18 protein-coding genes are annotated in these 26,115 nt (G+C 67.0%); 6 read left to right on the top strand and 12 right to left on the bottom strand.

Annotated features, from left to right (window positions below; all coding sequences use genetic code 11):
* Positions 1 to 6: 6 nt before the first annotated feature.
* The 4 genes from ribD to EUV02_RS14230 form a co-directional block, all read right to left on the bottom strand.
* Positions 7 to 1,002, bottom strand: coding sequence for a bifunctional diaminohydroxyphosphoribosylaminopyrimidine deaminase/5-amino-6-(5-phosphoribosylamino)uracil reductase RibD (gene ribD, locus EUV02_RS14245; RefSeq protein ID WP_279379525.1), 996 nt, complete (start codon positions 1,000 to 1,002; stop codon positions 7 to 9).
* A complete protein-coding gene (locus EUV02_RS14240) occupies positions 999 to 1,466 on the bottom strand; it encodes a hypothetical protein (RefSeq protein ID WP_135246938.1) in 468 nt (155 codons plus the stop codon). Before EUV02_RS14240 ends, ribD begins: the two co-directional genes overlap by 4 nt.
* Before the next feature lie 42 nt (positions 1,467 to 1,508).
* Positions 1,509 to 2,864 carry a glutamate--tRNA ligase gene (locus EUV02_RS14235; protein WP_135246937.1) on the bottom strand — a complete coding sequence of 452 codons (1,356 nt, stop codon included), beginning with the start codon at positions 2,862 to 2,864 and terminating at the stop codon, positions 1,509 to 1,511.
* A gap of 125 nt (positions 2,865 to 2,989) precedes the next feature.
* Positions 2,990 to 4,642, bottom strand: coding sequence for an NAD+ synthase (locus EUV02_RS14230; RefSeq protein WP_135246936.1), 1,653 nt, complete (start codon positions 4,640 to 4,642; stop codon positions 2,990 to 2,992).
* A gap of 177 nt (positions 4,643 to 4,819) precedes the next feature.
* Between EUV02_RS14230 and EUV02_RS14225 the strand changes: the two genes are divergently transcribed.
* From EUV02_RS14225 to EUV02_RS14205, 5 genes are all read left to right on the top strand, one after another.
* Positions 4,820 to 5,206, top strand: a complete 387-nt coding sequence (locus EUV02_RS14225) for a DoxX family protein (RefSeq protein WP_135246935.1) — start codon at positions 4,820 to 4,822, stop codon at positions 5,204 to 5,206.
* A 111-nt stretch (positions 5,207 to 5,317) separates the two neighbouring features.
* Positions 5,318 to 5,905 (top strand): glycerol-3-phosphate 1-O-acyltransferase PlsY, encoded by a 588-nt coding sequence (gene plsY / locus EUV02_RS14220; RefSeq protein WP_135246934.1) that lies wholly within the window; start codon positions 5,318 to 5,320, stop codon positions 5,903 to 5,905.
* On the top strand, positions 5,902 to 6,993 hold the full coding sequence (gene dprA, locus EUV02_RS14215; RefSeq protein ID WP_243445919.1) for a DNA-processing protein DprA: 1,092 nt from the start codon (positions 5,902 to 5,904) through the stop codon (positions 6,991 to 6,993). The genes plsY and dprA overlap by 4 nt, the downstream gene beginning before the upstream one ends.
* 68 nt (positions 6,994 to 7,061) lie before the next feature.
* A complete protein-coding gene (locus EUV02_RS14210; protein WP_135246933.1) occupies positions 7,062 to 7,487 on the top strand; it encodes a PaaI family thioesterase in 426 nt (141 codons plus the stop codon).
* A gap of 169 nt (positions 7,488 to 7,656) precedes the next feature.
* A complete protein-coding gene (locus tag EUV02_RS14205) occupies positions 7,657 to 9,681 on the top strand; it encodes a M3 family metallopeptidase (RefSeq protein ID WP_135246932.1) in 2,025 nt (674 codons plus the stop codon).
* 138 nt (positions 9,682 to 9,819) lie between these two features.
* On the opposite strand, the gene EUV02_RS14200 is transcribed toward EUV02_RS14205, so the two are convergent.
* Positions 9,820 to 10,626: an N-formylglutamate amidohydrolase gene (locus tag EUV02_RS14200; protein ID WP_166430638.1), complete on the bottom strand. Its 807-nt coding sequence runs from the start codon at positions 10,624 to 10,626 to the stop codon at positions 9,820 to 9,822.
* A gap of 140 nt (positions 10,627 to 10,766) precedes the next feature.
* On the opposite strand from EUV02_RS14200, the gene EUV02_RS14195 reads away from it, so the two are divergent.
* Positions 10,767 to 11,594 carry a transglutaminase-like domain-containing protein gene (locus EUV02_RS14195; protein ID WP_135247035.1) on the top strand — a complete coding sequence of 276 codons (828 nt, stop codon included), beginning with the start codon at positions 10,767 to 10,769 and terminating at the stop codon, positions 11,592 to 11,594.
* Positions 11,595 to 11,658: 64 nt separating this feature from the next.
* Here the strand turns inward: EUV02_RS14195 and EUV02_RS14190 are convergent, their stop codons facing one another.
* The 7 genes from EUV02_RS14190 to EUV02_RS14160 form a co-directional block, all read right to left on the bottom strand.
* Positions 11,659 to 12,543, bottom strand: a complete 885-nt coding sequence (locus EUV02_RS14190; protein WP_135246930.1) for a transglutaminase family protein — start codon at positions 12,541 to 12,543, stop codon at positions 11,659 to 11,661.
* Positions 12,540 to 15,068, bottom strand: coding sequence for a circularly permuted type 2 ATP-grasp protein (locus EUV02_RS14185; protein ID WP_135246929.1), 2,529 nt, complete (start codon positions 15,066 to 15,068; stop codon positions 12,540 to 12,542). The genes EUV02_RS14190 and EUV02_RS14185 overlap by 4 nt, the downstream gene beginning before the upstream one ends.
* Positions 15,058 to 18,381, bottom strand: coding sequence for a transglutaminase family protein (locus EUV02_RS14180; RefSeq protein WP_207790198.1), 3,324 nt, complete (start codon positions 18,379 to 18,381; stop codon positions 15,058 to 15,060). Before EUV02_RS14180 ends, EUV02_RS14185 begins: the two co-directional genes overlap by 11 nt.
* A 75-nt stretch (positions 18,382 to 18,456) precedes the next feature.
* On the bottom strand, positions 18,457 to 19,905 hold the full coding sequence (locus tag EUV02_RS14175; protein ID WP_135246928.1) for a glutamate synthase subunit beta: 1,449 nt from the start codon (positions 19,903 to 19,905) through the stop codon (positions 18,457 to 18,459).
* A gap of 23 nt (positions 19,906 to 19,928) precedes the next feature.
* Complete coding sequence (gene gltB, locus EUV02_RS14170; RefSeq protein ID WP_135246927.1) at positions 19,929 to 24,527, bottom strand: glutamate synthase large subunit; 4,599 nt, start codon at positions 24,525 to 24,527, stop codon at positions 19,929 to 19,931.
* Between the two features lie 159 nt (positions 24,528 to 24,686).
* The gene (locus EUV02_RS14165) at positions 24,687 to 25,760 is read right to left on the bottom strand and encodes an aldo/keto reductase (RefSeq protein WP_135246926.1); all 1,074 of its coding nucleotides are present in this window, start codon (positions 25,758 to 25,760) and stop codon (positions 24,687 to 24,689) included.
* Positions 25,757 to 26,107: a TIGR04076 family protein gene (locus EUV02_RS14160; RefSeq protein ID WP_135246925.1), complete on the bottom strand. Its 351-nt coding sequence runs from the start codon at positions 26,105 to 26,107 to the stop codon at positions 25,757 to 25,759. The genes EUV02_RS14165 and EUV02_RS14160 overlap by 4 nt, the downstream gene beginning before the upstream one ends.
* Positions 26,108 to 26,115 lie beyond the last annotated feature (8 nt).

Here is a 26,115-nt window from a genome sequence, read left to right as displayed (position 1 = left end):
GCGAACCTAGCGGGCCGGCGCGCGCAGGTAAACCTCTGCGCGGTCGGGCGCGAGATCGGTGACGCCCGCGGGCAGCCAGCGCCCATGCGCGTCGGCCAGATCGGCGAGGCCCAAGTCGCCGATGCCGGGCTTGCCGCCGATGAGGATCGGCGCGCGGTAGATGAGCAGCCGGTCGACGCGGTCGGCGACGAGCAGTTCGGTCGCCAGTGCCGCACCGCCTTCGACGAACACGTCGAGCACCGACGCATCGGCATCGATGTCGGCAAAGTCGCGCAGCAGTGTCGCACCCGTTGTCGCCAGCTTTGACGATGGCAGCGCGCCCAACGAACGGCTGAGCACCGCCGCACGCGGCGCGCGGTCTTCAAGGCCCGCCAACCGCACATCGAGCGCCGGGTCATCGGCTTCGAGTGTCCCGCGCCCGACGACAATCAGGTCGGCGAGCGCGCGTTCACGGTGGGCATGCGCGCGTGCCGCCGCGCCGGTGATCCAGCGGCTGCGGCCATCGTTCAGCGCCAGGCAGCCATCGAGGCTGAGCGCCAGCTTGAGCGTTACGAACGACCGCCCGCGCGCCATGCGGCTGAAGAAGCCGGGGTTTTGGGCTGCGGCTTCGGCTGCGCGCACGCCGTTGGTGACCGCGATACCGGCGGCGGCGATACGCGCCGCGCCAGCGCCGGCGGTGCGCGGGTCGGGGTCGGTCGCGGCGATGACGACGCGCGCGATCCCCGCCGCAATCAGCAGGTCGGCGCAGGCCGGGCCGCGCGTCGAGACATGCGCACAGGGTTCGAGCGTTACATAGGCGGTTGCGCCGCGCGCCGCGTCACCGGCTTGGGCGAGAGCTCCGGCTTCGGCGTGCGGCCGGCCACCGGGCTGCGTCCAGCCGCGCCCGACAACATGGCCGCCTTTGACGATAACGCAGCCGACGGCGGGGTTGGGCGCGGTGCGGCCGCGCCCGCGCGCTGCCAGCGCCAGCGCGGCGCCCATCCAGCGCGCGTCGTCGTTCACTTTGCAGGTGCTGCCGGTGCTGCGTTCGGAACCGGCACGATGGGCTTGGGCGCCACATAATCGTCGGGGCGCAGGCTCGGGCCCAGCGACGCGGCAAAGGCATTATATTGGTCGCGCGCCGCCTTTTGTTCGGCGGGCGGCAAGGTCGCGATATAGGCGCGCGATTCGGCGAACTGGCGGGCGTAGTCGGCTTTTTCAGCGGCGCGGTCGGCAGCGATATCCTTGTCGCTGCGCGTTGCCGGCCAGCTTTGGAAATAGCGCAGCGTCAGCGTGCGCGTCGGCATATTTTTGCGCGCGTCCACCACGAAGCCGAAGACGATGACCGCGGTCACCAGGAACGAAAGCCCGAGGATGACCCAGCGCGAGCGCGGCAGCGTCCGCAGCTTCTCGCGCCACGTCGGTTCGACTTCGACGGGCTCCCACGGCAAGCGCGGCGGCACGACGATGGGTTTGGGACCGAGCATTCGGGGCACAGGCGTCGCCTGACTGTTGAAGGTAGCGGCTATTTAGGACGCCGGCGCGACATTTGCCAGCGATGCGGCTGCACCCAGCCGCTCAAGTGCCGCGTCACGCCCGATCAGCGGCAGCAGCGCCGCCATTTCGGGACCGTGGTCGAGCCCGGTCAGCGCCCGGCGCAGCGGCATGAACAGCGGCTTGCCCTTGCGACCCGTCGCGTCTTTCAGCGCCGCGATCAGCGCCGGCCAGACGGCATCGTCCCAAGTCAGATCGGCGGCAATGGCGTGCGCGGCATGCAGGTATTCGGCGTCGCCCGCGTCGGCCTGTGCTGCCACCGGGCCATCGATCACTGCCAGCCAGTCGGCCACATCGGCGAGCGTCGTCAGATTGGGGCGGATGGCCGCCCAGACCGCCGGCGTGACCCGCGCCGGCAACCGCGGCGCGACCGCGTCATAGTCGGTTAGGTGCAGAACGCGGGCGTTGAGGTGAAGCAGATCGGCCGGGTCAAAGCGCGCGGCGTTGCGGCTGAACGCGCCGAAATCGAAGCCGGCGATCAGCGGCGCCAGGCTGGTGACCGGCTCGACGGCATGGCTGGTGCCGATGTGCGCGAGCAGCGCCAGCACGGTGACCGGCTCGATGCCGCTTTGACGCCAGACGGCAGTGCCTTCGGAACCGATGCGCTTCGACAGCGCCGCATCGGCACCCGTCAGCAGCGCCAGGTGCGCGAATTCCGGCAAGCTGGCACCCAGCGCCGCAAACATCTGGATCTGCACGCCCGAATTGGTGACATGATCCTCGCCGCGCACGATGGTGGTGACGCCCATGTCGATGTCATCGACTACTGACGGCAGCATATACAACCAGCTGCCATCGGCGCGCTTGACCACCGGATCCGACAGCGACGCCGGATCGATATGGCATTCGCCGCGGACGCGGTCGTGCCAGAAAATCGGCACCGAGGTATCGAGCTTGAAGCGCCAGTGCGGCGCGACGCCCTCGGCGGCAAAACGCGCGTGGTCGGCGTCGGTCAGCGCCAGTGCGGCGCGGTCGTAAACCGGCGGCAGCCCGCGCGACAGCTGGATCTTGCGCTTGACGTCGAGTTCGAGCGGGGTTTCGTAAGCGCGGTAAACGCGTCCGGTTTCAGCCAGCTTTGCCAGCGCCGCTTCGTAAAGCGCAAACCGCTCCGACTGCCTCACCTCGGCGTCGGGAATCAGCCCGAGCCACGCGAGATCATCGCGAATGCCCTGTGCCGACGCCGCGGTCGAACGCGCAAGGTCGGTGTCGTCCATGCGCAGCAGGAACCGCCCGCCTTGCGAACGCGCGTACAGGAAGTTGATCAGCGCGGTGCGGATGTTGCCGGCGTGCAGGCTGCCGGTCGGGCTGGGGGCGAAACGGGTTGTGGTCATCGCCGCGCTCATACAAGCCAGAAAGGTAATGCGGAAGGGCCTCCGGCGGGCAGGCCTGAGGCCTGCACCCATTTGAAGAGCGCACAATAATTGGGTGCAGGCCTCAGCCTGCCCGCCGGAGGCCCTTAACTCGTGCGGAACGCGTTGCTGATCGGATACCGCCGGTCGCGACCGAAGTTGCGGTGGCCGATCTTGACGCCGGGGGGCGCCTGGCGGCGCTTGAATTCAGCGTTGTAGAGCAGGCGTTCAATGCGGCGCACTGTATCGCCGTCGAGGCCGCGGGCGACGAGGTCATCGACCGACAATTCATCCTCGACCAGGCCGAGCAGGATGGCATCGAGGACTTCGTAGGGCGGCAGGCTGTCCTGGTCTTTCTGGTTTTCGCGCAGTTCGGCGGTCGGCGGCTTGTCGATGACGCGTTGCGGCATGACGGGGCCGCGCGGGCCGAGCCCGAGGCGCGGGAAATTGTGGTTGCGCCAGTCGCTGAGCTTGAAGACCGTCATTTTATAGACGTCCTTGAGCACCGAATAACCGCCGGCCATGTCGCCGTAGATGGTGGCGTAGCCGACCGACATCTCGCTCTTGTTGCCGGTGGTCAGCAGCATCGGGCCGAACTTGTTCGAAATGCCCATCAGCGCGAGGCCGCGGATGCGCGACTGGATGTTTTCTTCGGTGATGTCGCGGTCGCGGCCTTCGAATAGCGGCGCCAGCATATCGTCGAACGCATTCATCGCCGGGCGGATCGGCACGGTATCGAGCCGGCAGCCGAGCATGCGCGCGCATTCGGCGGCGTCCTCGAGCGAATCATCGGCAGTGAAGCGCGACGGCAACATCACGCACCAGACGCGGTCGGCGCCCAACGCATCGACCGCCACCGCCGCCGACAGCGCCGAATCGATGCCGCCCGACAGCCCGAGCACGACGCCGGGGAAGCGGTTGCGGTTGACGTAGTCGCGCAGGCCGACAAGCATCGCGTGATAGATATCGGCGGGGTCGTCATCGAGTTTGGCGATGCTTCCGGGCGCGCAGCTCCAACCATTTGCGCCGCGCGTCCAGTCGGTCCGCACCAGCGCCTCGTCCCAATCAGGCAATTGCCACGCCAGCTTGCGGTCGGCGTTCAAGACAAAGCTCGCGCCGTCGAACGCCAGTTCGTCCTGCCCGCCGACGCGGTTGAGGTAGATCAGCGGCAGCCCGGTCTCGGTGACGCGGCTGACCGCGAGGCTGAGGCGGCGGTCATCCTTGCCGACTTCGAACGGCGAGCCGTTGGGCACCACCAGGATTTCGGCGCCGGTTTCGGTCAGGCATTCGGTGACGTCGGGCGTCCAGATATCCTCGCAGATCGGTACGCCGAGCCGGACGCCGCGGAACGCCAGCGGTCCGGGTAGCGGGCCAGCGGAGAACACGCGCTTTTCGTCGAAGGTGCCGTAGTTGGGCAGATCGTGCTTTTTGGTGATCGCCGCGATGCGCCCGCCGTCGAGCAGCGCCATGGCGTTGTACAGCTTGCCGTCCTCGCGCCACGGCAGTCCGACGAGCATCGCCGGGCCGGAGGTCGCGGTCGCCTGCGCCAGCCGGTCGAGCTCTTCGGCACACGCCGTCACGGCCGCCGGCTTCAGCACCAGATCTTCGGGCGGATAGCCGATCAGCGACAGTTCGGGGGTGACCAGCAAATCTGCATCGCCGGCCGCGGCGCGCTGCGCCAGCATCGCATCGGCATTGGCGCGCAAATTGCCAACGCTGGCGTTCGACTGGGCAAGGGCGATCGAGAGGCGGTCGGTCATGGCACCGTCTTAGGAGCGTGGCGCGCGGCGGGCAACTGTGACCGGCAATGCGGGCGCAAAGCTGCTACCCAATGACGCGGCGCGCCTCTAACATCCACTCGGTTTGATGCCGATTGCTGCCGACGGGCGACCACGCAGCGATTGGCCGAACACCGCGATGCGCTCTGGGGGGCAAGCATGAAGATCCTGTATTGGTTGATGAGCGCGCTGATTGCCTTTGTGATGGGCAGCGGCACGCTGCTGCATTTCAGGAATCCGACGTATCTGCTCGGGTTCATTCCCTGGTCGTTGCCGGCGCTGCCGATCATCTATGCGTCGGGCGTCTTCGAGCTGGTGATCGCTATTGCGGCGGTCGTGCCGCGCACTCGCGGTGTGGCCGGGCTGGCGTTTGCCGCGCTGTGCACGGCCTATTTGCCGCTGCATATCTGGGACCTGTTTCGCGACGATCCGGTCATCACGCCGCATTCGGCGGCGATCATCCGCGTCGTTGTGCAATTCCTGTTCATCGGGATTGGTTGGCTGGTGTGGAAGCGATTCAAGCCCGCCACCGGCTTCGTGGCCTGAATAGTCGCGGGGCATTGGCGATGACATCACATCCGGGCTTCGGTGGGGCCGCGGCCAATTCGGTGCAAATCGCGCTACCCAAGCTTGCGGCGCGCGGCTAGCATCGCGCCCATGATGCTGACCAATCCGCTCATCTGGGCCGTCATCGGCTATCTTCTGGGGTCGATTCCGTTCGGGCTGCTGCTGGCGCGCGGCCAGGGCATCGACCTGCGCGGCGTCGGTTCGGGCAATATCGGCGCGACCAACGTGCTGCGGACGGGGCGCAAGGGCATCGCGCTGGCGACCTTGCTGCTCGATGCCGGCAAGGGTGCGGCGGCGGTGCTGCTGGCGCAACATTTCGCCGGATACGAGGCAGCCCAGATTGCCGGCGTCGCGGCATTTACCGGGCATTGCTTCCCGGTCTGGCTGAAGTTCAATGGCGGTAAGGGCGTGTCGACGCTGCTCGGCGTGGCGTTTGCGGCCGCGCCGCTGATCGGCGTGTGCGTCGCGCTGGTGTGGCTGGGTGCGGCAGCGATCACGCGTTATTCGTCGGCGGGCGGGCTGGCGGCGGCGGTCGCGGCACCGGTCGCGGGCTATTTCCTCGGCGCGCCGGGATGGACCATCGCGTTCGCGGTGATGGCGGTGCTGCTGTGGTGGCGCCATGCCGATAACATCAAGCGGCTGGCCAACGGCACCGAATCGAAGATCGGCGCCAAGTGAGCGCGGCCGAAACGGTCGCGAAACTCCGGCTCATCCGCAGCGAAAACATCGGCCCCGTCACCTACCGGCAATTGCTGATGCGCTTCGGCACGGCCGTTGCCGCGGTCGATGCACTGCCCGATCTGGCGCGGCGCGGCGGGCGCAACCTGCGCATCGCGACAAGCGCCGAGGCGGAAGCCGAAATCGACGCGGTAAGTGGCTTCGGCGGGCAGTTGCTCTTCATCGGCGGCGACTTCTACCCGCACCTACTGGCGCACAGCGAGGCCGCACCACCGGTGCTCGCGGTCAAGGGCGACCTTGCGCTGCTCGAACGGCCGGCGGTTGCCATCGTCGGTGCGCGCAACGCCAGCGGCGCCGGCACGCGCTTTGCCCGCGAGCTCGCGGCGGGGCTGGCGGCGGCGGAACTGGTGGTGGTGTCGGGGCTGGCGCGCGGCATCGACACCGCGGCGCACTGGGGGGCGCTGGAGGGCGGCACCATCGGCGTCATCGCCGGCGGGCTCGATGTCGCCTACCCGCCCGAAGCCGCCGACTTGCAGGCGCAGATCGGCGAACGCGGGCTGATTGTCGCGGAGCAGCCGTTCGGCACGCAGCCGCAGGCGCGCCACTTCCCGCGCCGCAACCGCATCATCGCCGCGCTCGCGGCAGGCACGGTGGTCGTCGAAGGCGCGCTCAAATCGGGCTCGCTGATCACTGCACGCATCGCCGCCGAGGCCGGGCGCGAGGTTATGGCAGTCCCCGGCTCGCCACTCGATCCGCGCGCACAGGGCTGCAACCAGCTCATCCGCGAAGGCGCGACGCTGATCCAGAACGCCGCCGATGTGTTGGAGGCGCTGAACAGCTTCACCGCCGGCATCGGCGGCCGCTTTGCCGCACCCGCTGCGCATTATGACGCCGCCCCGCTGGCGCTCGAAGCCGATGAAAGCGCGCACACGACAGTCAGCGCGCTGCTGTCGCCCACCCCCTGCCCGGTCGACGAACTGGTGCGGCTGTCGGGGCTGCCGAGCGCGATCGTCGCGACGGTTTTGCTCGACCTCGAACTGGGCGGGCAACTGGTGCGCCATGCCGGCGGGCGCGTCGCTGCGATGTGAACAGCTTGCGCGCCTGCGTCGCGCACGGCTAGGAACGCCGCGCAACCATCATAAGGAACGCTTGCCCCATGAAACGCGACACGCCCTCCGAACCCGGCACCCTAGGCGGCACGCTCGGCCAGCAACGCGTCATCACGATGGAGCCGGGGCACGCCGTCATCGAATATGAAGTCGGCCAGCACATGTGCCATTCGGGCGGTGTCGCGCAAGGCGGCTTCGTCGCGGGCTGGATCGATGCAGCGATGGCGCACGCCATCATCGCCGAAGTCGGCTTCGACCGCGTGCCGATGACGCTCGAACTCAAAGTCAGCTATTTCGCCCCCGCGATGCCGGGAAAGGTCCGCGCCGAAGGCTGGGCCGAACAGCGCGGCGGCTCGACCTGGTTCATGGAAGGCCGGCTCATCGACGCCGCCGACAAGGTGCTCGCCAAGGCCAGCTCGACGATCCGGCTGATCGACGCCAAACGCGTCGCGGCGAAGGTCGCGGCGGGGTAGTTGAAGAGCCTCCGGCGGGCAGGGCCTTGGGCCCTGCACCCACTAATTTGGCGTTCTTCAAATGGGTGCAGGCCTCAGGCCTGCCCGCCGGAGGCTCTTATTTCGGATTGGACTTGCAACCCACCCTCCGGCGTCCGACTTGTCACGTGTACCATTTGCGAGAGTAACAATGACCGACACCAATCCGCTGCTGGCTGACACCGACCTGCCCGATTTCGCCGCGATCCGTCCCGAGCATGTGCTGCCGGCGACGTTGCAGCTGATTGCCGATCATCGAGCGGCGATTGCGGCGATTGCCGATGCGGATGATTTCGGTTCGGTCATCCTGCCCGCCGAAGCCGCCGATTTCGCGCTGACGCGTGGCTGGTCGCCGGTGACGCATCTGACCGGCGTTGCCGACACCCCCGAACTGCGCGCCGCGCATGCCGAGGCCGAGGCGGCGCTGATCGCCTATCTGATGGAGGCCGGGCAGAACCGCGCGCAGCACGAAGCCATCAAGCGCGTCGCCGATCGTACCGATTTCGCCACGCTCAGCCCGGCGCAGCGCCGCGCGGTCGAGCTGGCGTTGCGCGGTTTCCGGCTGTCGGGCGTCGCGCTCGAAGGCCCGGCGCGGGCGCGCTTCCTCGACATCGGTGTCGAGCTCAGCAAGCTCGGCACACAGTTCGGCAACGCGGTGCTCGATGCCACTGAAGCGTGGAACGAGCACATTACCGATGAAGCCGCGCTCGCCGGCCTGTCGGACAATGACAAGGCGATGCTCGCGGGCTATGCGGCCGAAAAGGGCCTGACCGGCTGGCTGGTGACGTTGCGCCAGCCCAGCATAAGCGCCGTGCTCGGCCATGCGCACGACCGCGACCTGCGCTACCGCGTCTACCGCGCCAACAGCACGCGCGCCTCCGACCAGTCGGACAACCCCGACCTAGACAACAGCGCGCGCATCGAAGCCATCATGGCGCTGCGCCACGAATCGGCGCAGCTGCTCGGCTTTGGCGACTCGGTCGCGCTGTCGCTCGAAACCAAGATGGCGGCCGACGGCGCCGAAGCGCTCGGCTTCCTCGCCGACCTCGCCGCACGCGCGCGGCCGGTGGCGGAGGCCGAACTGGCGGCGGCACGCGACTTTGCGCGTGCGAACTTCGGAATAGAGAACCTCGAGCCCTGGGACACCGGCTTTGTCGCGGAGGCGATGCGGCGCACGCTGCACGGCGTCGATCAGGACGAAATCAAGGCCTATCTGCCGCTACCAAACGTGCTGGCGGGCACCTGCGCGCTGATCGAGCGGCTGTACAACGTCCGGCTGGTGGCGCGCACCGATGTGCCGGTCTGGCACCCCGATGTGGTGTTCTATGATGTGACCGACCATGACGGCGCGGTCATCGCCGGCGTCTACCTCGACCTGTGCGCGCGCGCCGGCAAACGCGGCGGCGCCTGGATGGACGTGTGCCGGCCGCGCTTCCGTGCCGCCGACCGGCTGCACCGGCCGATCGCCTATCTCACCACCAATTTCGCGCCCGCCACCGGCGGCAAGCCGTCGCTGCTCAAGCATGATGACGTGGTGACGCTGCTCCACGAATTCGGCCACGTCCTCCACCACCTGTTCACCGAGGTCGACCTGCCGTCGATCGGCGGCATCGCCGGCGTCGAATGGGACGCGGTCGAGCTGCCGAGCCAGTTCATGGAGAATTTCGCCTGGGATGCCGACGCGCTGCGCTCGCTGTCGAGCCACTGCGAAACCGGCGAGCCGTTGCCCGCCGCGCTGTTCGCCAAGATGCTCGCGGCGCGACAGTTCCAGGCCGGGCTGATGCTGCTGCGCCAGATCGAGTTCGCGCGCTTCGACCTGCTGCTGCACCGCGACTTCGACCCCGCGAAGGGCGCCCGCGTGCTCGAAACGCTGGCGCAGGTGCGCCGCGACGTTTCAGTGCTGGCGCCACCGGCGTGGAACCGCTTCCCGCACGCCTTTGGGCACATCTTCGCGGGTGGTTATGCGGCGGGGTATTACAGCTATCTTTGGGCCGAGTTGCTTGCCGCCGATGCGTTCGAGCATTTTGCCAGCGGTGACGGCGCGGGCGCTTCGGCGTTCCGGCGCGAGATCCTTTCGGTGGGCGCCAGCCGACCCGCGGCGGAGAGCTTCGCGGCATTTGCCGGGCGGCCGCCAAAGCTTGATGCGCTGCTGCGCCAGCGCGGGTTGGCCGCCTGACCCTCTTGATCCTCCCCGTCTTCGGGGAGGGGGACCATGCTCTTGCATGGTGGAGGGGCAGAACAGGCGCAACCATTAGGGCGGGGCACAACCCCTCCACCGCCAAGCGGCGGTCCCCCTCCCCGAAGACGGGGAGGATCAAGTGGCGGGTGTTTTGGCGTTCAGGGCTGCGGTCAATGCACCTTCCAGCACGTCACACCAGCGTTCGATCGCCGCCGCATCACCCAACAAATCCTGCCGGATTTCGATCTCGGCATAGGACAACCCCGCCGCGAACGCATGGTGCGGCACGGTGTAGTCGGTGTCGTCCATCTGGTAGGGCTGGTTATCCCCCACCGCCTCACCAAGCGCCGCGCGCAGCGTCGCCAGCAGCGCCCGCGCATACCCCGCATTGCCGCCACCATGGAGCACGCCGATCTGCCACGGCCGCGCTTCCACCCCCAGCTGCGGGGTGAAGCTGTGCAACGCAATCAGTACCGTCGGCACGCCGGCGGCGGTGCGGCGGGCGATTTCGGCGGTGATGGCGGCGTGATAAGGGGTATGGATGTCGGCGACGCGTGCGGCCGCCGATGCGGCAGACAGCGCAGCGTTGCCGGGAATGTGCGTGCCGTCGCTGGTCGCAGGGATGGCTTCGGGACTGACGGGGGCGCGGTTGCAGTCGATGACCAGCCGCGAATAGCGTTGGTGAATAAACACCGCGCCGAGCCGGTCGGAGAGCCTCACTCCCAGCGCCGCGACGCCGATATCCCAGCCGATGTGGCGCTCCAGTTCGCGCGGCGGCAGTCCCAGTGCGTCCAGCCCGCGCGGCACGGCGTTGCCGGCATGGTCGCCGACCAGCAGCCACGGCGCGCGCGCACCCGCGTTGTGCACCGCAAACGGCGGCGGTTCATCGGCGGCGAGTGTCGGCGATGCAACTTCGGGCGTGTCCGGCGTGCGCTTGTCCAACCGTTCGACCCCTTTTGTGCGCTGCAGCATTAGTCCGTGACGCTGCGGCCGATTGATGCAACATTGCATGCAACCGTTCCGCGTTCCGTGCGTCTTGCGGTCACAGCGTAACATGCGCTGGACAGAAAGGTTCAATGCATATGCTGATCCGCGCCGGTTACCACATCAGCCTGACCACCGACCGCCCGACGCCGCTGACCGCGCTGCTCAGCGTCCACCCGTCGCGCAACAAGGATTTGCGGACGCCGCACCGCATCACCGCGCCGGCCGGCGTGCCGGTGTATGACTATGTCGATGGCTTCGGCAACATCTGCACGCGGCTGACGATTCCGGCGGGCACATCGACCTTGTCGACCGACTTCATCATCGAGGACTCGGGCGAAGTCGACCGCGACGCGACCGGCCAACTGCAGGTGCCGGTCGAGGAACTGCCCGACGACATCCTCGTCTACCTGCTCGGCAGCCGCTACTGCGAAACCGACCGGCTGTCGGCGGCGGCCTGGGCGATGTTCGGCGGCATCGAGCCCGGCTGGCAGCTGGTGCAGGCGATCGTCGACTATACGCACAACCACATCACATTCGGCTATGAACACGCGCGCGCCACCAAAACCGCGTGGGAAGTCCATAACGAGCGCTTCGGCGTCTGCCGCGACTATGCGCATCTTGCGATTGCACTATGCCGCTGCATGAACATCCCGGCGCGCTATTGCACCGGTTACCTCGGCGATATCGGCGTGCCGGTGGTCGGCGTGATGGATTTTTCGGCGTGGTTCGATGTCTATCTCGGCGGCGAATGGTTCACCTTCGACGCCCGCAACAACACCCCGCGCATCGGCCGCATCCTGATGGCCCGCGGCCGCGACGCCACCGACGCCGCCCTGACCACCACCTTCGGCCCGGCGATACTGGCGGGGTTCGAAGTGCATAGCTATGTCGTGGAAAACGTTGACCTGTCGGTGCCGGCGTAGGCGCCAAACAATCGGGTGCAGGGGTCACCCCTGCCCGCCGGAGGCCCTTCAATCTTCCCCCGCGTCAAACCTCGTCCTGCGGCACGACATCGACCTCGACCTTGAGCAGCTGTCGGCCAGGGGCGAGGATGATGCCTTCGATTGGGGCGACGTCGCCGTAGTCGCGTCCGGTGGCGAGGATGAGGTGGTCGTCCTGCGCCTGGCAGGCGTTGGTCGGATCGAAGCCGACCCAGCCATAGTCGCTGCCGCACCAGACCGAGGCCCAGGCGTGGGTGGCGTCGGCACCTTCGAGACGCGGGCGGCCGGGCGGCGGCACTGTGCGCAGGTAGCCGCTGACATAGGCTGCGGGCAGCCCGAGTCCGCGCAGGCCGGCGATCATGATGTGCGCGAAATCCTGGCAGACGCCGCGACGCGCGGCGAATGACGCGGCGGCGGGCGTCGCGACATCGGTGGCTTTGCGGTCATAGGTGAAATCGGCGTGGATGCGCTTGGTGAGTTCGGCGGCGGCGGCGATGATCGGCCGGCCGGGGCTGAAGCTGGTGCGGGCGTAATCAGTGATAGCCGGCAGCACGGGGGTGCGCGCCATAGGGTAAAGGTACGACGCCGGGCTATCGGGGCCGAGGCCGGTTTCGACCATGGCGAGCGCGCGGATCGCCTCCCAGTTCGGGCTGTCGAACGGTAGTTGCGGGCGGACGCTGTGGACATCGATGCGCGAGCGCGCTTCGATCGACAGCAGCTTGTGCGGTCGGTCGATGAGCACGGTGGTCATGCGTTCGCCGAAGCTGCCGATGCGCCAGTCGCTTTGCGCCGGCACCGGCGACACATGGATGCGGCTTTCGAGCACGGTCTGGGTGCGCGACGTGGCGGGCGTCAGCCGCATCACGCAGCGGGCATATTCGACACTGGCTTCGTAGCGGTAGGTGGTTTTGTGCCGGACGCTGTAGATCATGCGAGGCCAGCGAGCTTGATCGTCGGCACGGCGTTGGCACCTTGCAGGAAGTAGCGCGCGGCGATGGCGTCCGACAGCCGCATGAGTTCGGTTTCGAAGCCTTGGATGGCGGTGGCGTCGAGCGAGGCAGCGTCCCCGGTTTCGATTTGCGTGGCAAGCGCCAGCAGGATGCGCGCATGGGGTTCGAGCATGCCGTCATCAACGAGCGCGGGCAGCAGCGCGAGGTGTTGCTTGAGCGTGACGAGCTGGAACGCCAGCGCGCGGGTGTTGAACGGGTCGAGCATCACCATGTCGCGCACCGGCACCAGCGCCAGCCCGATAAGATAGCGCGCGCGATAGGTAATCTGGCTGTCGGCGAGGTCGAGCAGCAGGTCGAGATCATCGATGGTGGCACCGCTGCGCGCCAGCACATGCGTGCAGCGGCAGATATTGATGCCGCGTTCGATGCGCCGCCCGGTATCGAGGAAGCGCCAGCCGGCGGTGCGGTTCATGTTTTCCTGCGCCAGCCCCGACAGCGCGGCGATGATCTGCAGCGCCGATTCGACTTGCTCTAGCGCATCGACTTCGGTGCGGACGGTGGTGCGGCCTTCGACCAGGCGGGTTTCGAGACGCACCAGCAGCGCCCAGAAATCCGCCGACAGCCGTTCGCGCATGCTGGCGCCGGCACGGCGCGCCATGCCGACGAGGCGGATGACCGAACCACTAGCATCGACATCGTGGAGCGCGTCGCGGGCGGCATCGAGCGCGCGTTCGCCGGCGGCATCCTTGTCGAGCGCACCGCCATCGATGAGCAGGCGTTCGACACGTTCGAGCGTCTCGCCGGTGGTGTGGATACCGGCTTCGGCATCCATCAGGCTGGTGCACAGGCTGCGGATCAGCCGCAGCGTCGATTCGGCACGTTCGAGATAGCGGCCGAGCCAGAACAGGTTTTCGGCGGCGCGGCTGGGCAGCATGCCGGTGACGCGGCGGACCTTCACATCTTCCTGCGTGCCGAGCAGCGTAACGCGCGGCACCGGCGCATCGCCGACCACCCAGACATCGGCGGTGCGGGCGCCCTGCCCCATCGAAATGGCGCGGGCGTCGGCGCGGTCCGAAATGCGCGCGAAACCGCCGGGCATGATGCGCATGCCGTCGGGCGTCGCAGTGGCATAGACGCGGACGACAAAGGGCGCGGCCTCCAGACGTCCATCGCGCAGCACCGGCGTTGTCGACAGGTGGGCCACTTCCTGACCGACAAAATCGAACGGCCGGTCGATGAAGCGCTGGCGGAAATCGGCGGCCTCTGCCGGTGACAGGTCACTGAGCAAGCGCGGCTGCGGGAACAGCCCGCCGGGGTCGACCGCACCGAACGCCGAGGCAATCGCCAGCGTATCGAGCTTGCCTTCGACATGCGCACGCTCGCGCGGCTGGCCGCACCACCAGGTCGCGACATTGGGCATCTTGAGTTCTTCACCGAGCAGGCGGCGACACAGCACCGGCAGGAAGCCGAGCAGCGATTTTGATTCGAGCACGCCGCTGCCGGGCATGTTCGCCATCGCGACGCCGCCGTCGCGGATGGCCTCCAGCAGCCCCGGCGTGCCGAGCTGCGATGCGCCGTTGAGTTCCAGCGGATCGATGAAGTCGGCATCGACGCGGCGCAGGATGACATCGGCGCGCTTGAGGCCCGAAATGGTGCGGACATAGACCTTGCCGTCACGGACGATGAGGTCGCCGCCTTCAACGAGCAAAAAGCCGAGGTAGCGCGCCAGATGCGCCTGTTCGAAATAGGTTTCGCTGTAGGGGCCGGGCGTCATCAGGCAGATACGCGGGTCGGCGCGGTCGGCGGCGGCGGCGAGGCCCTTGCGCAGATCGTCAAAGAACGGCGCCAGCCGGTGGACGTTCATGCGGTTGTAGAGATTGGGGTAGGCGCGCGACAAAATAAGCCGGTTTTCAAGCGCATAGCCGGCGCCCGACGGCGCCTGCGCACGGTCATCGAGCACCCACCAGCGGCCATCGGGGCCGCGTCCCAAATCGGCGGCATAGGTTTGCAGGTAGCGGCCACCAACGGGTTTGACGCCGCGCATGGCGCGCAGGAAATCGTTGCTGCCGGTCAGCGCGGCTGCGGGCAAAACGCCGTCACGGACCAGCGCCGCATTGCCGTAAATGTCGGCGAGCAGTGCCTCCATCAGATTGGCGCGCTGTTCGACGCCTTCGGCGATTTGCGCCCATTCGGCTTCGGGCAGGATCAGCGGCAGCGGGTTGAGCGGCCAGCTGCGTTCGTTTTCCTCGCCGTATATGCGGTACGATACGCCGGTATCACGGATGTGGCGGGTGGCGAGGCTGAAGCGGCCGCGGAACTCCTCCTCGCTGTATTCGGCAACGTCGCCAAGGAAATCGAGCCAATAGTCGCGTGGGATGCCGCTGCGGTCGAACAGCTCGTCGGGAATGCCTTCGAACGACCGGTAGTCGCGCAGCCAGCCTGCCAGCCGTTCGGCGGTCGCGGCGTCGCGGTTGCGGCGCCGGGTCGAGGCGCGCTCAGCGACCAACCGGCGTCCTGAGGTCGAGCGTCAGCGGGAATTCGCCCGTCGGCGTTTCGGGCTGGAGCACGATGACCCCGGGGCTGTGGCCATGCTCTTCGAAACGCGCCTTGCGGCGGGCTTGCGCCTCGTACGAATTGACCGGGAAGGTGTCGTAGCTGCGGCCGCCGGGGTGGGTGACGTGATAGACGCAGCCGCCGAGCGAGCGGCCGTTCCAGCGGTCGACGATGTCGAAGGTCAACGGCGCGTGGACGGGCAACGTCGGGTGGAGGCCGCTGAACAGCTTCCATGCCTTGTAGCGCACGCCGGCGATGACCTCCATCGAGGTGCCCGTCGAGGTCATCGGCAGTACGCGGCCGTTGCAGGTGATGGCGTGGCGTTCAGGGTTGAAGCCGTTGGCGCGGACCTGGATGCGTTCGAGCGACGAATCGACGAAGCGCACGGTGCCGCCACCGGTCGATTCCTCGCCCATCACGTGCCAAGGCTCAAGCGCGTGGCGCAGTTCGAGGCTGACGCCGCCATATTCGACGCTGCCGTGGACGGGGAAACGGAACGCGCGTTGCGCCTCGTACCACGCCGGGTCGAACGCATAGCCGGCGCCGTTCAGGTCATCGAGCACGCCCATGAAATCCTGCCAGACGAAGTGCGGCAGCATGAAGCGGTCGTGCAGCGCCGTGCCCCAGCGCACCAGCCGGCCGGTCTGCGGGACCTTCCAGAACCAGGCGACGAGCGCGCGGATCAACAATTGCTGCGCGAGGTTCATGCGCACGTCGGGCGGCATCTCGAAGCTGCGGAACTCCAGCAAGCCGAGCCGCCCGGTCGGACCGTCGGGGGAATAGAGCTTGTCGATGCAGATTTCGGTGCGGTGGGTGTTGCCCGCGACATCGGTGAGCAGGTTGCGCAGCAGACGGTCGACGAGCCACGGCGACGGCGGCGCCTCGCCATCCTCAGCCGGTGTTTTTGGCTTGCCGCCCTTCGGCGGCGGGGGGATCATGCCGAGCGCGATGTCGAGTTCATACAGCGTGTCATGGCGCGCTTCATCGACGCGCGGCGCCTGACTGGTCGGGCCGACGAACAGCCCGGCGAACAGGTACGACAGCGACGGGTGGCGCTGCCAATAGAGCAACAGGCTCTTGAGCACGTCGGGGCGGCGCAGGAACGGCGAATCGTCAGGGCTGGCACCGCCGATAACGACATGCGCGCCGCCGCCGGTGCCGCAGTGGCGGCCGTCGATCATGAACTTGTCGGCGCCGAGCCGGCAGTGGCGCGCGTCCTCATAGACGCCGGTGCTGATTTCGACCGCCTCGCGCCAGTTGCGTGCCGGCTGGACATTGACTTCGATGACGCCGGGATCGGGGGTGACCTTGAGCACGCCCATCCGCACGTCATCGGGCGGGGTATAGCCTTCGATGCGCACCGGCAGGTCGCCGGCGGCGATTTCGAGCTGCGCCACGAGTTCGAGATAGTCCTCAACGCGTGCCAGCGGCGGCATGAACACATAGAGGAAACCGTCGCGCGGCTCGACCGACAGCGCGGTGCGGACGATCGGCGGCTTGCGGCGGCCGGCGTCGGGGACCGCGGGTGGCGGCACGGCGCTGAGTTCGGCATGGGTCGGCAGTGCGCCGCGATCGACATAGGGGTCTACGGGCACGATTTGCGGATAGTCCTCGGGCTTGACCACCGGTAGCGAGCCGAGCGGCATGCGCAGCCCGATCGGTGAGTCGCCCGGCACAAGGTAAAGTTGCCCGCGCCGGAATTTCCAGCGCTCGCTGAGCCAGCCCTCGCCTTCGTCACCGCCCTGCGCACGGCGCAGCGGCAGCACATGGCCGACGGCCTTCGACAGCCCGCCGGTCATCGCGCGGTGCAGCCCCGACCGCGTCTTGCCGTCGTCGAGGTCTTCGTCGCTGAACTTCACGCCGGCCGGCAGGTCGCTTTCGGTGCGGATCCAGTGCAGCGGGTCTTCGCGCGCTGGCAGCACATGCGCCGGATCGACGCCGAGCTGCGTTGCCAGCCGGCCGATCAGCGCCTTGGCATCGGCGGCAGTGGCCTTGCGCTTGGTGGCCGGCGCAGTGCCCAACCAGACCGGCTGGCCGTCGCGGCGCCAGAAAAGCCCAAGCGCCCAGCGCGGTAGCGGTTCGCCGGGATACCATTTGCCCTGGCCGTAATGCAGCATGCCGCCCGGGCCGAAGCGGTCCTTGAGCCGGCCGATGAGTTGACCCGACAGCGCCAGCTTGGTCGGCCCCGATGCGGCGTTGTTCCATTCGTCCGATTCGAAATCATCGATCGACACGAACGTCGGCTCTCCGCCCATCGTCAGCCGCACGTCATTGGCTTGCAGATCGGCCTCGACCTGCTCGCCGAGCGCATCGAGCGCTGCCCAGCGTTCATCATCGAACGGCCGGGTGATGCGGATCGGCTCGACGACGCGGACGACCTCCATTTCGAATTCGAAATCGGTCTTGGCAACGCTCGCGGCACCGGTAATCGGCGCCGAAGAGCGGTAGTGTGGCGAAGCGGCGAGCGGCAGATGGCCCTCGCCGGTCAGCAGCCCCGAGGTGACATCGAAGCCGATCCAGCCGGCACCGGGGATATAGGCTTCGGCCCAGGCGTGCAGGTCGGTGAAGTCGGTCTGCGTGCCGAGCGGGCCCTCGACGGGGTCGATGTCGGCCTTGAGCTGGATGAGATAACCCGAGACGAAGCGCGCCGCGAAGCCGAGGTGACGCAGCATCTGGACAAACAGCCACGCTGAGTCGCGGCAAGAGCCCGACCCGAGCGACAGCGTTTCATCGGGCGTCTGCACCCCCGATTCCATCCGCACCAGATAGCGGATCCGCTGCTGCAGCCGGGCGTTGAGGCCGACGAGGAAATCGACGGTGCGCTCGCCGTCGGGCGCCAGTTCGGCGACGGCAGCGCGCAATAGCGGGCCGTCATCGTCGACGGGAAGATAGGCGGCGAGGTCGGCGACAAGGTCGGGCGTGTAGGCGAACGGCAGCGTTTCGGCATAGGGTTCGATGAAGAAATCGAACGGGTTGACCACCACCATCTCGGCGGTGAGGTCGACGGTGATGCTGAATTCGCGGGTGCGTTCGGGGAACACCAGCCGCGCCAGCCAGTTGCCGTGCGGGTCCTGCTGCCAGTTGATGAAGTGATTGCTCGGCGTGACCTTGAGCGAATAGCTCGGGATGCGGGTCCGGCAATGCTGTGCCGGGCGCAGGCGCACGACTTGCGGCCCCAGCTCGACCAGCCGGTCGTAGCGGTAGCGGGTCACATGGTGCAGTGCGGCAATGACCGACAGGGTGGCCTCCTGGTTGCAGCGCAGCATGGCGCAGACGCTACCCTAACGACACCCGCAGCCATTCGACAAGGCCGCTTGGCCGGTACCCTGAATTAGCCCGCTTCAGCGCATCGTCGCATGCGTTGAAAGATAGGCATCGACAGCCTGTGCGCACTCGCGACCTTCGCGGATGGCCCAGACGACCAGCGACTGGCCGCGCCGCATGTCGCCGCAACTGAAGATGCGGTCGGCGCTGGTCTTGTGCGCGGCAAAATCTGCCGCCACCGCCCCGCGCGGCGACATTTCAACGCCGGCCTGGGCCAACAGACCTTCGGTGCGCGGGCCGAGAAAGCCCATCGCCAACAGCACCAGATCGGCGTTGATCTGGAAGCTCGAGCCGGGGACTTCCTGCATGGTCATCTGGCCGCCCGGGCCGGGGCGCCAGTCGGCACGCACGCATTCGATCGCGGCAACCTTGCCGTTTTCGCTGATCACCGACTTGGTCAGCACCGCGAAGTCGCGCTCGCAGCCTTCTTCCTGCGACGACGACGTACGCATCTTGAGCGGCCAGTTCGGCCAGGTCATCGCCTTGTTCTCGCGCACCGGAGGCGCCGGCATGACTTCGAGCTGGGTGACGCTGGCAGCGCCGTGGCGGTTCGACGTGCCGATGCAGTCCGACCCGGTGTCGCCGCCGCCGATGACGACGACGTGCTTGCCCTTTGCCGATAGCGTGCCGGTCGGTGCCGCGGTCGCTTCATCATCGCCGGCGTTGCGGCGGTTCTGCTGCATCAGGAATTCCATAGCGAAATGCACGCCCGCGGTGTCGCGGCCCGGCACTTCGAGGTCGCGCGGCCGCTCGGCGCCACCGGCGAGCACGAGCAAATCATAATCATCGAGCAGGCGCTGGACAGTGATGGTGACGCCGATTTCGACATTGGTGCGGAAGATGACACCTTCGCCTTCCATCTGCGCGACACGGCGGTCGATCAGGTGCTTTTCCATCTTGAAGTCGGGGATGCCGTAGCGCAGCAGCCCGCCGATGCGGTCGTTCTTTTCGAACACCGTCGGGTTGTGGCCCATGCGCGCCAGTTCCTGCGCGCAGGCGAGTCCCGCGGGCCCCGAGCCGACGATGGCGATGCGCTTGCCGGTGCCGCGCGCCGAAAGCTGCGGCTTGATCCAGCCCTCGGCCCAGCCGCGGTCGATGATTTCGCATTCGATGGTCTTGATGGTGACCGGCGTGTCCTGGATGTTGAGCGTGCACGCGGCTTCGCACGGCGCAGGGCAGATGCGGCCGGTGAATTCAGGGAAATTGTTGGTCGAATGCAGCGTTTCGAGCGCGCGCTGCCAGTCGTCACGATAGACGAGGTCGTTCCAGTCGGGAATCAGATTGTTGACCGGGCAGCCGGTGTGGCAGAACGGAATCCCGCAATCCATGCAGCGTGACGCCTGCGCCGTGATTTCGGCGGCGTCCTGCGGCACGACGAACTCGTTCCAGGTTTTGAGGCGTTCCTGCGGCTTGGCATAGACGCGGTCGCGACGGTCGATTTCAAGAAATCCGGTGGGCTTGCCCATGATCTGTCTCTCTGAACTACAGGCTATTCGGCAGCGACGGGGGTGGCGGACGCTTCCATGTCCGTCAGCGCGCGGCGATAATCCTTCGGCATGACCTTTACGAACTGGCCGAGCGCAGTCGCCCAATTGTCGAGGATTTCGCGTGCGCGGGCGCTGCCGGTGTGGCGGTGGTGGCGCTCGATCAGCACGCGCAGCCGCGCCGCATCGAAGCGCAGCAAATTGCCGGTCACCGTCGCATCGTCATCGGCCATCGCGATGTTGCTGGCATCGAGCGGTTCGAGGTCGACCATTGCGGTATTGCACAGCGCGGTGAATTTGCGTTCCGGATCATAGACGTAGGCGACCCCGCCCGACATGCCGGCGGCAAAGTTGCGCCCGGTCTTGCCGAGCACGACGACGACACCGCCGGTCATATATTCGCAGGCATGGTCGCCGGTGCCTTCGACCACCGCAACGGCACCCGAATTGCGCACTGCGAAGCGTTCACCGGCGACGCCCGAGAAATACGCCTCACCCGAGATCGCACCGTAGAGCACGGTGTTGCCGACGATGATGTTCGCCGTCGGGTCGCGCTTGATGCCTTCAGGCTGGCGCACAATAACGCGGCCGCCCGACAGCCCTTTGCCGACATAGTCGTTGCCGTCGCCGACCAAGGTCAGCGTGATGCCGTGCGCGAGGAAGGCGGCGAAGCTCTGCCCGGCGGTGCCGGTCAGTGTGATGCCGATAGTGTCGTTCGGCAGCCCGGCATGGCCGTAGCGCCGCGCCAATTGCCCCGACAACATCGCGCCGACGCTGCGGTTGACGTTGCAGACGGTGCTTTCGATGGTGACGGCCTCGCCGCGTTCGAGCGCCGGTGCGGCAGCGGCAATCAGGCTGTGGTCGAGCGCGCGCTCAAGCCCATGATCCTGGCGCTCGCTGTTCCAGCGCGGCAGGTCGGCGGGAATGTCGGGCATGTAGAGCAACTTGCTCAGGTCGACGCCCTTGGCCTTCCACTGTTCGACCACCGGACGCGCGTGGAGCAGTTCGACGCGGCCGATCATCTCGTTGAGCGTCCGGACGCCCAATTGCGCCATGATGCCGCGCAGTTCTTCGGCGACGAAGAAGAAATAGTTGATGACGTGCTCGGGCTGGCCGGTGAAGCGCGCGCGCAGCACCGGGTCCTGCGTCGCCACACCCACCGGGCAAGTGTTGAGGTGGCATTTGCGCATCATGATGCAGCCCGCGGCAATCAGCGGCGCAGTGGCGAAACCGAACTCGTCGGCACCGAGCAGTGCCGCGACCGCGACATCGCGACCCGTGCGCAGCCCGCCATCGGCCTGCACCGCGATGCGGCCGCGCAGGCCATTGAGCAGCAGCGTCTGCTGCGTTTCGGCAAGGCCGATTTCCCATGGGCTACCGGCGTGCGTCAGCGAGGTCAGCGGCGATGCGCCGGTGCCGCCTTCGAAGCCCGAGATGGTGACATGGTCGGCGCGCGACTTGCTGACGCCCGCCGCAACCGTGCCGACGCCGACTTCGGACACCAGCTTGACCGACACGCGCGCCTGCGAATTGACGTTCTTGAGGTCGTGGATCAGCTGCGCGAGGTCTTCGATCGAATAGATGTCATGGTGCGGTGGCGGCGAGATCAGCCCGACGCCCGGCGTCGAATGACGCACCTTGGCGATGTTGGCATCGACCTTGTGGCCGGGCAGCTGGCCGCCCTCGCCGGGCTTGGCGCCCTGGGCGATTTTGATCTGGATGTCGTCGGCGTTGACCAGATACTCGGCGGTGACGCCGAAACGCCCCGACGCGACCTGCTTGATCGCCGAACGCAGCGAGTCGCCATTTGGCAGCCGCACGAAGCGGTCGGGTTCCTCGCCGCCTTCGCCGGTGTTCGACTTGCCGCCGATGCGGTTCATCGCGATCGCCATCGTCGTGTGGGCTTCACGGCTGATCGAGCCGAAGCTCATCGCGCCGGTGGCGAAGCGCTTGACGATTTCGGACGCTGGTTCAACTTCGTCGAGCGGCACCGGGGTTTCGGCGAACTTGAACTCCATCAAGCCGCGGATGGTCAGCAGCCGCTTGTTCTGTTCGTTGATGCTGGCGGCGAACGCTGCATATTCGGCGGGCAGATTGCCGCGCACCGCGTGCTGCAGGCGTGCCACGGAGTCTGGGTTCCAGGCGTGTTCCTCGCCACGGATGCGGAAGGCATAGACGCCGCCGATGTCGAGCGCGTCGCGGTACAGCGGCGTGTCGGCATAAGCGTCGCGGTGGCGGCGCACCGATTCCTCGGCGACTTCGAGCAGCCCGATGCCTTCGATCGAGGTCGCAGTGCCGGTGAAATATTTGTCGAGGAACTTCGACGACAGCCCGACGGCGTCGAAGATCTGTGCGCCGCAATAGCTCTGGTAGGTCGAAATGCCCATCTTCGACATGACTTTGAGGATGCCCTTGCCGATCGCCTTGATGTAGTTTTTCTGCACCTCGTACGCCGTCAGCGGCATGTCGGCCTTCTGGCGCAGCACTTCGAGCGTTTCGAATGCCAGATACGGGTTCACGGCTTCGGCACCGTAGCCCGCGAGCACGCAGAAGTGATGGACTTCGCGGGCTTCGCCGGTTTCGATGACCAGCCCGGTCTGCATGCGCAGGCCCTGGCGGATCAGGTGATGGTGGATGGCCGCGGTCGCGAGTGCGGCGGGCACCGGAATCCGGTCGGGGCCCATCGCGCGGTCGGACAGCACGAGGATGTTGTTGTCGGCGAGCACCGCCTCGGTCGCCGCCCAGCACATCTGCAGCAGCGCGAGCTCCAGCCCGGCGGCGCCTTCGCTGGCGGCCCAGGTGGTGTCGATCGTCGCGGTGCGGAAAGCGCCGTCGAGCAGTTCCGAAATCGCGCGGATCTTGCCGAGGTCGCCGTTGGTCAGCACCGGCTGCGTGACTTCGAGGCGCTTGTGCGTGCCGGCGTGGTGGCCGAGCAGGTTCGGGCGCGGGCCGATCATCGACACCAGCGACATCACCAGTTCCTCACGGATCGGGTCGATCGGCGGGTTGGTGACCTGCGCGAAGTTCTGCTTGAAATAGTCGTAGAGCAACTTCGACCGCTCCGACAGCACGGCAATCGGCGTGTCCGACCCCATCGAACCGATCGGGTCTTCGGCCGAGGTCGCCATCGGCGCGAGGAAGAATTTCAGGTCTTCCTGCGTGTAGCCGAACGCCTGCTGGCGATCGAGCAAGGTCTGCGGATCGTCGAACGGCGCGACGCCGTCGGCCTTGACCGGCAGGTCCTCGAGCTTGAACTGCGTCTGCGTCAGCCATTCGTCATACGGCTGCGCTTCGGTCAGCGCGCGCTTGATGTCGGCGTCGTCGATGATTTCGCCGCGGTCGAGGTCGACCAGCAGCATCTTGCCGGGCTGCAGACGCCATTTGCGGACGATCTTGCTTTCGGCAATCGGCAGCACGCCCGATTCGGACGCCATGATGACCTGATCGTCATCGGTCAGGATGAAGCGCGCCGGGCGTAGGCCGTTGCGGTCGAGCGTCGCGCCGATCTGGCGGCCATCGGTGAAGGCAATCGCCGCGGGGCCGTCCCACGGCTCCATCAGCGCGGCGTAATATTCGTAAAACGCCTTTTGCTTGGCCTCCATCTGGAGGTTGCCGGCCCAGGCTTCGGGGATCAGCAGCATCACTGCATGCGCCAGCGGATAGCCGCCCGCGAGCAGCAGTTCGAGCGCATTGTCGAGGCAGGCGGTGTCCGACTGGCCGTGCGGGATCAGCGGCCACATCTTGTCGAGGTCGGGCCCGAGCAGCGGCGATTCGAGCGTGCGGCGGCGCGCGTTCATCCAGTTGACGTTGCCGCGCACGGTGTTGATTTCGCCGTTGTGCGCGATGAAGCGGTACGGATGGGCCAGCTTCCACGACGGGAAGGTGTTGGTCGAAAAGCGCTGGTGCACCATCGCCAGCGCCGAAGTGGTCAGCGGGTTCTGCAAGTCGAGATAGAAAGTCCCGACCTGGTCAGCGAGCAGCAGACCCTTGTAGACAACGGTGCGGCTCGAGAATGACGGCATGTAGAAGTCGGCGAGCGCCGGAATGTCGCGCTTTTCGGCCTGGTCGACGAGCGGGTTCTGCGTCTGCTTGCGGATGGTCAGCAGCTTGCGTTCGAATGCGTCCTGGTCCTTGGTGTTCGGGCCGCGGCCGACGATGGCCTGGCGGATGACCGGCAGCTCGGCGAGCACCGCGGCGCCGAGCACCGAGGTATCGACGGGCACGTCGCGCCAGCCGATCAGCGTCTGGCCTTCGACCCGGATGAAATGTTCGAACTGCGCCTTGACCATGGCGCGCGCGCGGTCGTCGCGCGGCAGGAAGCACATGCCGACCGCATAGTCGCCGGGCGCCGGCAGCGTCAGATTCTGCGTGGCCGCCCAGTCGCGCAGCAGCGCATCGGGAATCTGGATAAGGCAGCCAGCGCCGTCGCCGACCATCGGATCGGCGCCGACAGCACCACGATGGTCGAGGTTGATCAGGATCTGCAGGCCCTGCGCAATGATATCATGGGTTTTCTTGCCCTTGATATTGGCAATGAAGCCCACGCCGCACGCGTCGTGCTCGTTGCGGGGATCATAAAGGCCTTGCTTCACCGGCGTGGTCATCGAAAGCGCTCATCCTGAAAACGCGCCGCGGCACGATGCCCGACGCTTTTTGCACACCCGCCTATACAGGCCATGCGCCGCTGTGCGAGTCACTAAAACTATCGCAAGGCCAATTTCATGGTGCAATGCGGCATTTTTTGCGCATTCCGCGTAATATTATTACGCGGCACCGCCTGTGGCCGACCCCTCGCCGAGATGGTATTTCATGATCGACCCGTGGCGGCCGGTGCGGTCGCGTTCGAGCGCATAGACCTCGCCGTCCGGCCCCTGCGCGTGCGCCAGCACCGCGTCGATGGCGGCTTGGTCGGCGGGCGTCAGCCGCAAGGTGCCGATGGCGAGCGTTGCCGGCAGGTGGCCGGCGTGACGCGCGCCGACAATCACCGCCGCGACGTTTCCGCGATCGAGCACCCAGCGCGACGCCACCGCCGCGATGCTGCTGCCATGCCGGTCGGCCACCGCGCGCAACGTGGCGAGCAGCGCCTGGAACAGCGCCCAGCCGCCGAATTCGTCGATGATGAGCTTGTATTTGACCGACGAGCGGTTAGCGAGCGCGCCAACCGGTTCGGGCTGGCCCAGCCACGCATCGCTGAGAAATCCGCCGGCGAGCGAGCCGTAGCACAACAATCGCGTGCCGAGCGCGGCGCAAGTCTCGACCAGCCCTGCCGCGGGGCGGCGGTCGAGCAGCGAATATTGCACCTGCAGGCTGGCGAACGGCACGCCGGCTTCGGCGAGCGCTTGCACATGCGCGGTATCGAAGTTGGTGCCGCCAACCAGCTTGATCTTGCCCTCGGCCTGCAGCGCTCCCAGCACCTGCGCGGTCTCGCGCCAGCGCGGCTTGTCGTAGTCCCACCAATGGAACTGCACGAGGTCGAGCCGCTCCATGCGCAGCCGCTGCAGCGAGCGGTCAATGGTGCGGCGGACATCGGTAGCGGTGAGCGTGGCGAGCGCATCGAGATCGGGGACATATTTGGTGTGGATGCGCAGCTGCGCCAGTGCATCGGCGCCGCGCTTTTGCAGCATTGCGGCGCGGAAGTCGCCGTACATCTCCTCGACGCCGGTGTAGATGTCGGCACAGTCGAATGTGGTGATGCCGGCGTCGTAAAACGCGGCGAGATCGTCATTCACCGCGTCGCGCGCCACCTCGCCATGGTCGCCAGCGAGCTGCCAGCCACCGCGAATGACCCGCGAGATACTGTAGCCCGGCGCCAGTTCGGCGCGTTCGTCAAAGCTCATGACGTAGTCCGCGGCGTTGCGGTGGTTTCGCTGTGGCGGAATGTCCGCCGGCCAAGGCGCGTGATGCGCAGCCGCGACGGGCAATTGGGGTCGGGGCAGGCAACCTCGGCATCGGTCGACATCCAGTCATTGGCATCGGTGACGCGCTGTTTCGCGGCCAGCAGCGGCAGCACGGCTGCGAGCGAATAAATCGAAAAGCCCTGACCCTCAGGCAGATACAAGTTTTCACCGCGCAGTTCGAACCAGTCGCCGGGCGTTGCCGAGCAATAGAGCGTCGCGCCGGGCGGGGCGACCACCTCGACGCGCAAGTCGTAGAGTTCGAAGCTGTCATCGGCGGGCTGCATCATCGTCTCCG

Origin of the sequence: Glacieibacterium arshaanense, from assembly GCF_004681125.1 — a bacterium.
GTDB lineage: Bacteria > Pseudomonadota > Alphaproteobacteria > Sphingomonadales > Sphingomonadaceae > Polymorphobacter_A > Polymorphobacter_A arshaanense.
This window is presented reverse-complemented; position numbering and strand designations above follow the sequence as displayed.

Excerpts from the sequence above, each read along its gene's own strand:
- EUV02_RS14240 (WP_135246938.1), bottom strand. The coding sequence starts at position 1,466 with ATGCTCGGTCCCAAACCCATCGTCGTGCCGCCGCGCTTGCCGTGGGAG.
- EUV02_RS14235 (WP_135246937.1), bottom strand. The coding sequence starts at position 2,864 with ATGACCACAACCCGTTTCGCCCCCAGCCCGACCGGCAGCCTGCACGCC.
- EUV02_RS14230 (WP_135246936.1), bottom strand. The coding sequence starts at position 4,642 with ATGACCGACCGCCTCTCGATCGCCCTTGCCCAGTCGAACGCCAGCGTT.
- EUV02_RS14225 (WP_135246935.1), top strand. The coding sequence starts at position 4,820 with ATGAAGATCCTGTATTGGTTGATGAGCGCGCTGATTGCCTTTGTGATG.
- plsY (WP_135246934.1), top strand. The coding sequence starts at position 5,318 with ATGATGCTGACCAATCCGCTCATCTGGGCCGTCATCGGCTATCTTCTG.
- EUV02_RS14210 (WP_135246933.1), top strand. The coding sequence starts at position 7,062 with ATGAAACGCGACACGCCCTCCGAACCCGGCACCCTAGGCGGCACGCTC.
- EUV02_RS14205 (WP_135246932.1), top strand. The coding sequence starts at position 7,657 with ATGACCGACACCAATCCGCTGCTGGCTGACACCGACCTGCCCGATTTC.
- EUV02_RS14195 (WP_135247035.1), top strand. The coding sequence starts at position 10,767 with ATGCTGATCCGCGCCGGTTACCACATCAGCCTGACCACCGACCGCCCG.
- EUV02_RS14190 (WP_135246930.1), bottom strand. The coding sequence starts at position 12,543 with ATGATCTACAGCGTCCGGCACAAAACCACCTACCGCTACGAAGCCAGT.
- EUV02_RS14180 (WP_207790198.1), bottom strand. The coding sequence starts at position 18,381 with ATGCTGCGCTGCAACCAGGAGGCCACCCTGTCGGTCATTGCCGCACTG.
- EUV02_RS14175 (WP_135246928.1), bottom strand. The coding sequence starts at position 19,905 with ATGGGCAAGCCCACCGGATTTCTTGAAATCGACCGTCGCGACCGCGTC.
- gltB (WP_135246927.1), bottom strand. The coding sequence starts at position 24,527 with ATGACCACGCCGGTGAAGCAAGGCCTTTATGATCCCCGCAACGAGCAC.
- EUV02_RS14165 (WP_135246926.1), bottom strand. The coding sequence starts at position 25,760 with ATGAGCTTTGACGAACGCGCCGAACTGGCGCCGGGCTACAGTATCTCG.
- EUV02_RS14160 (WP_135246925.1), bottom strand. The coding sequence starts at position 26,107 with ATGATGCAGCCCGCCGATGACAGCTTCGAACTCTACGACTTGCGCGTC.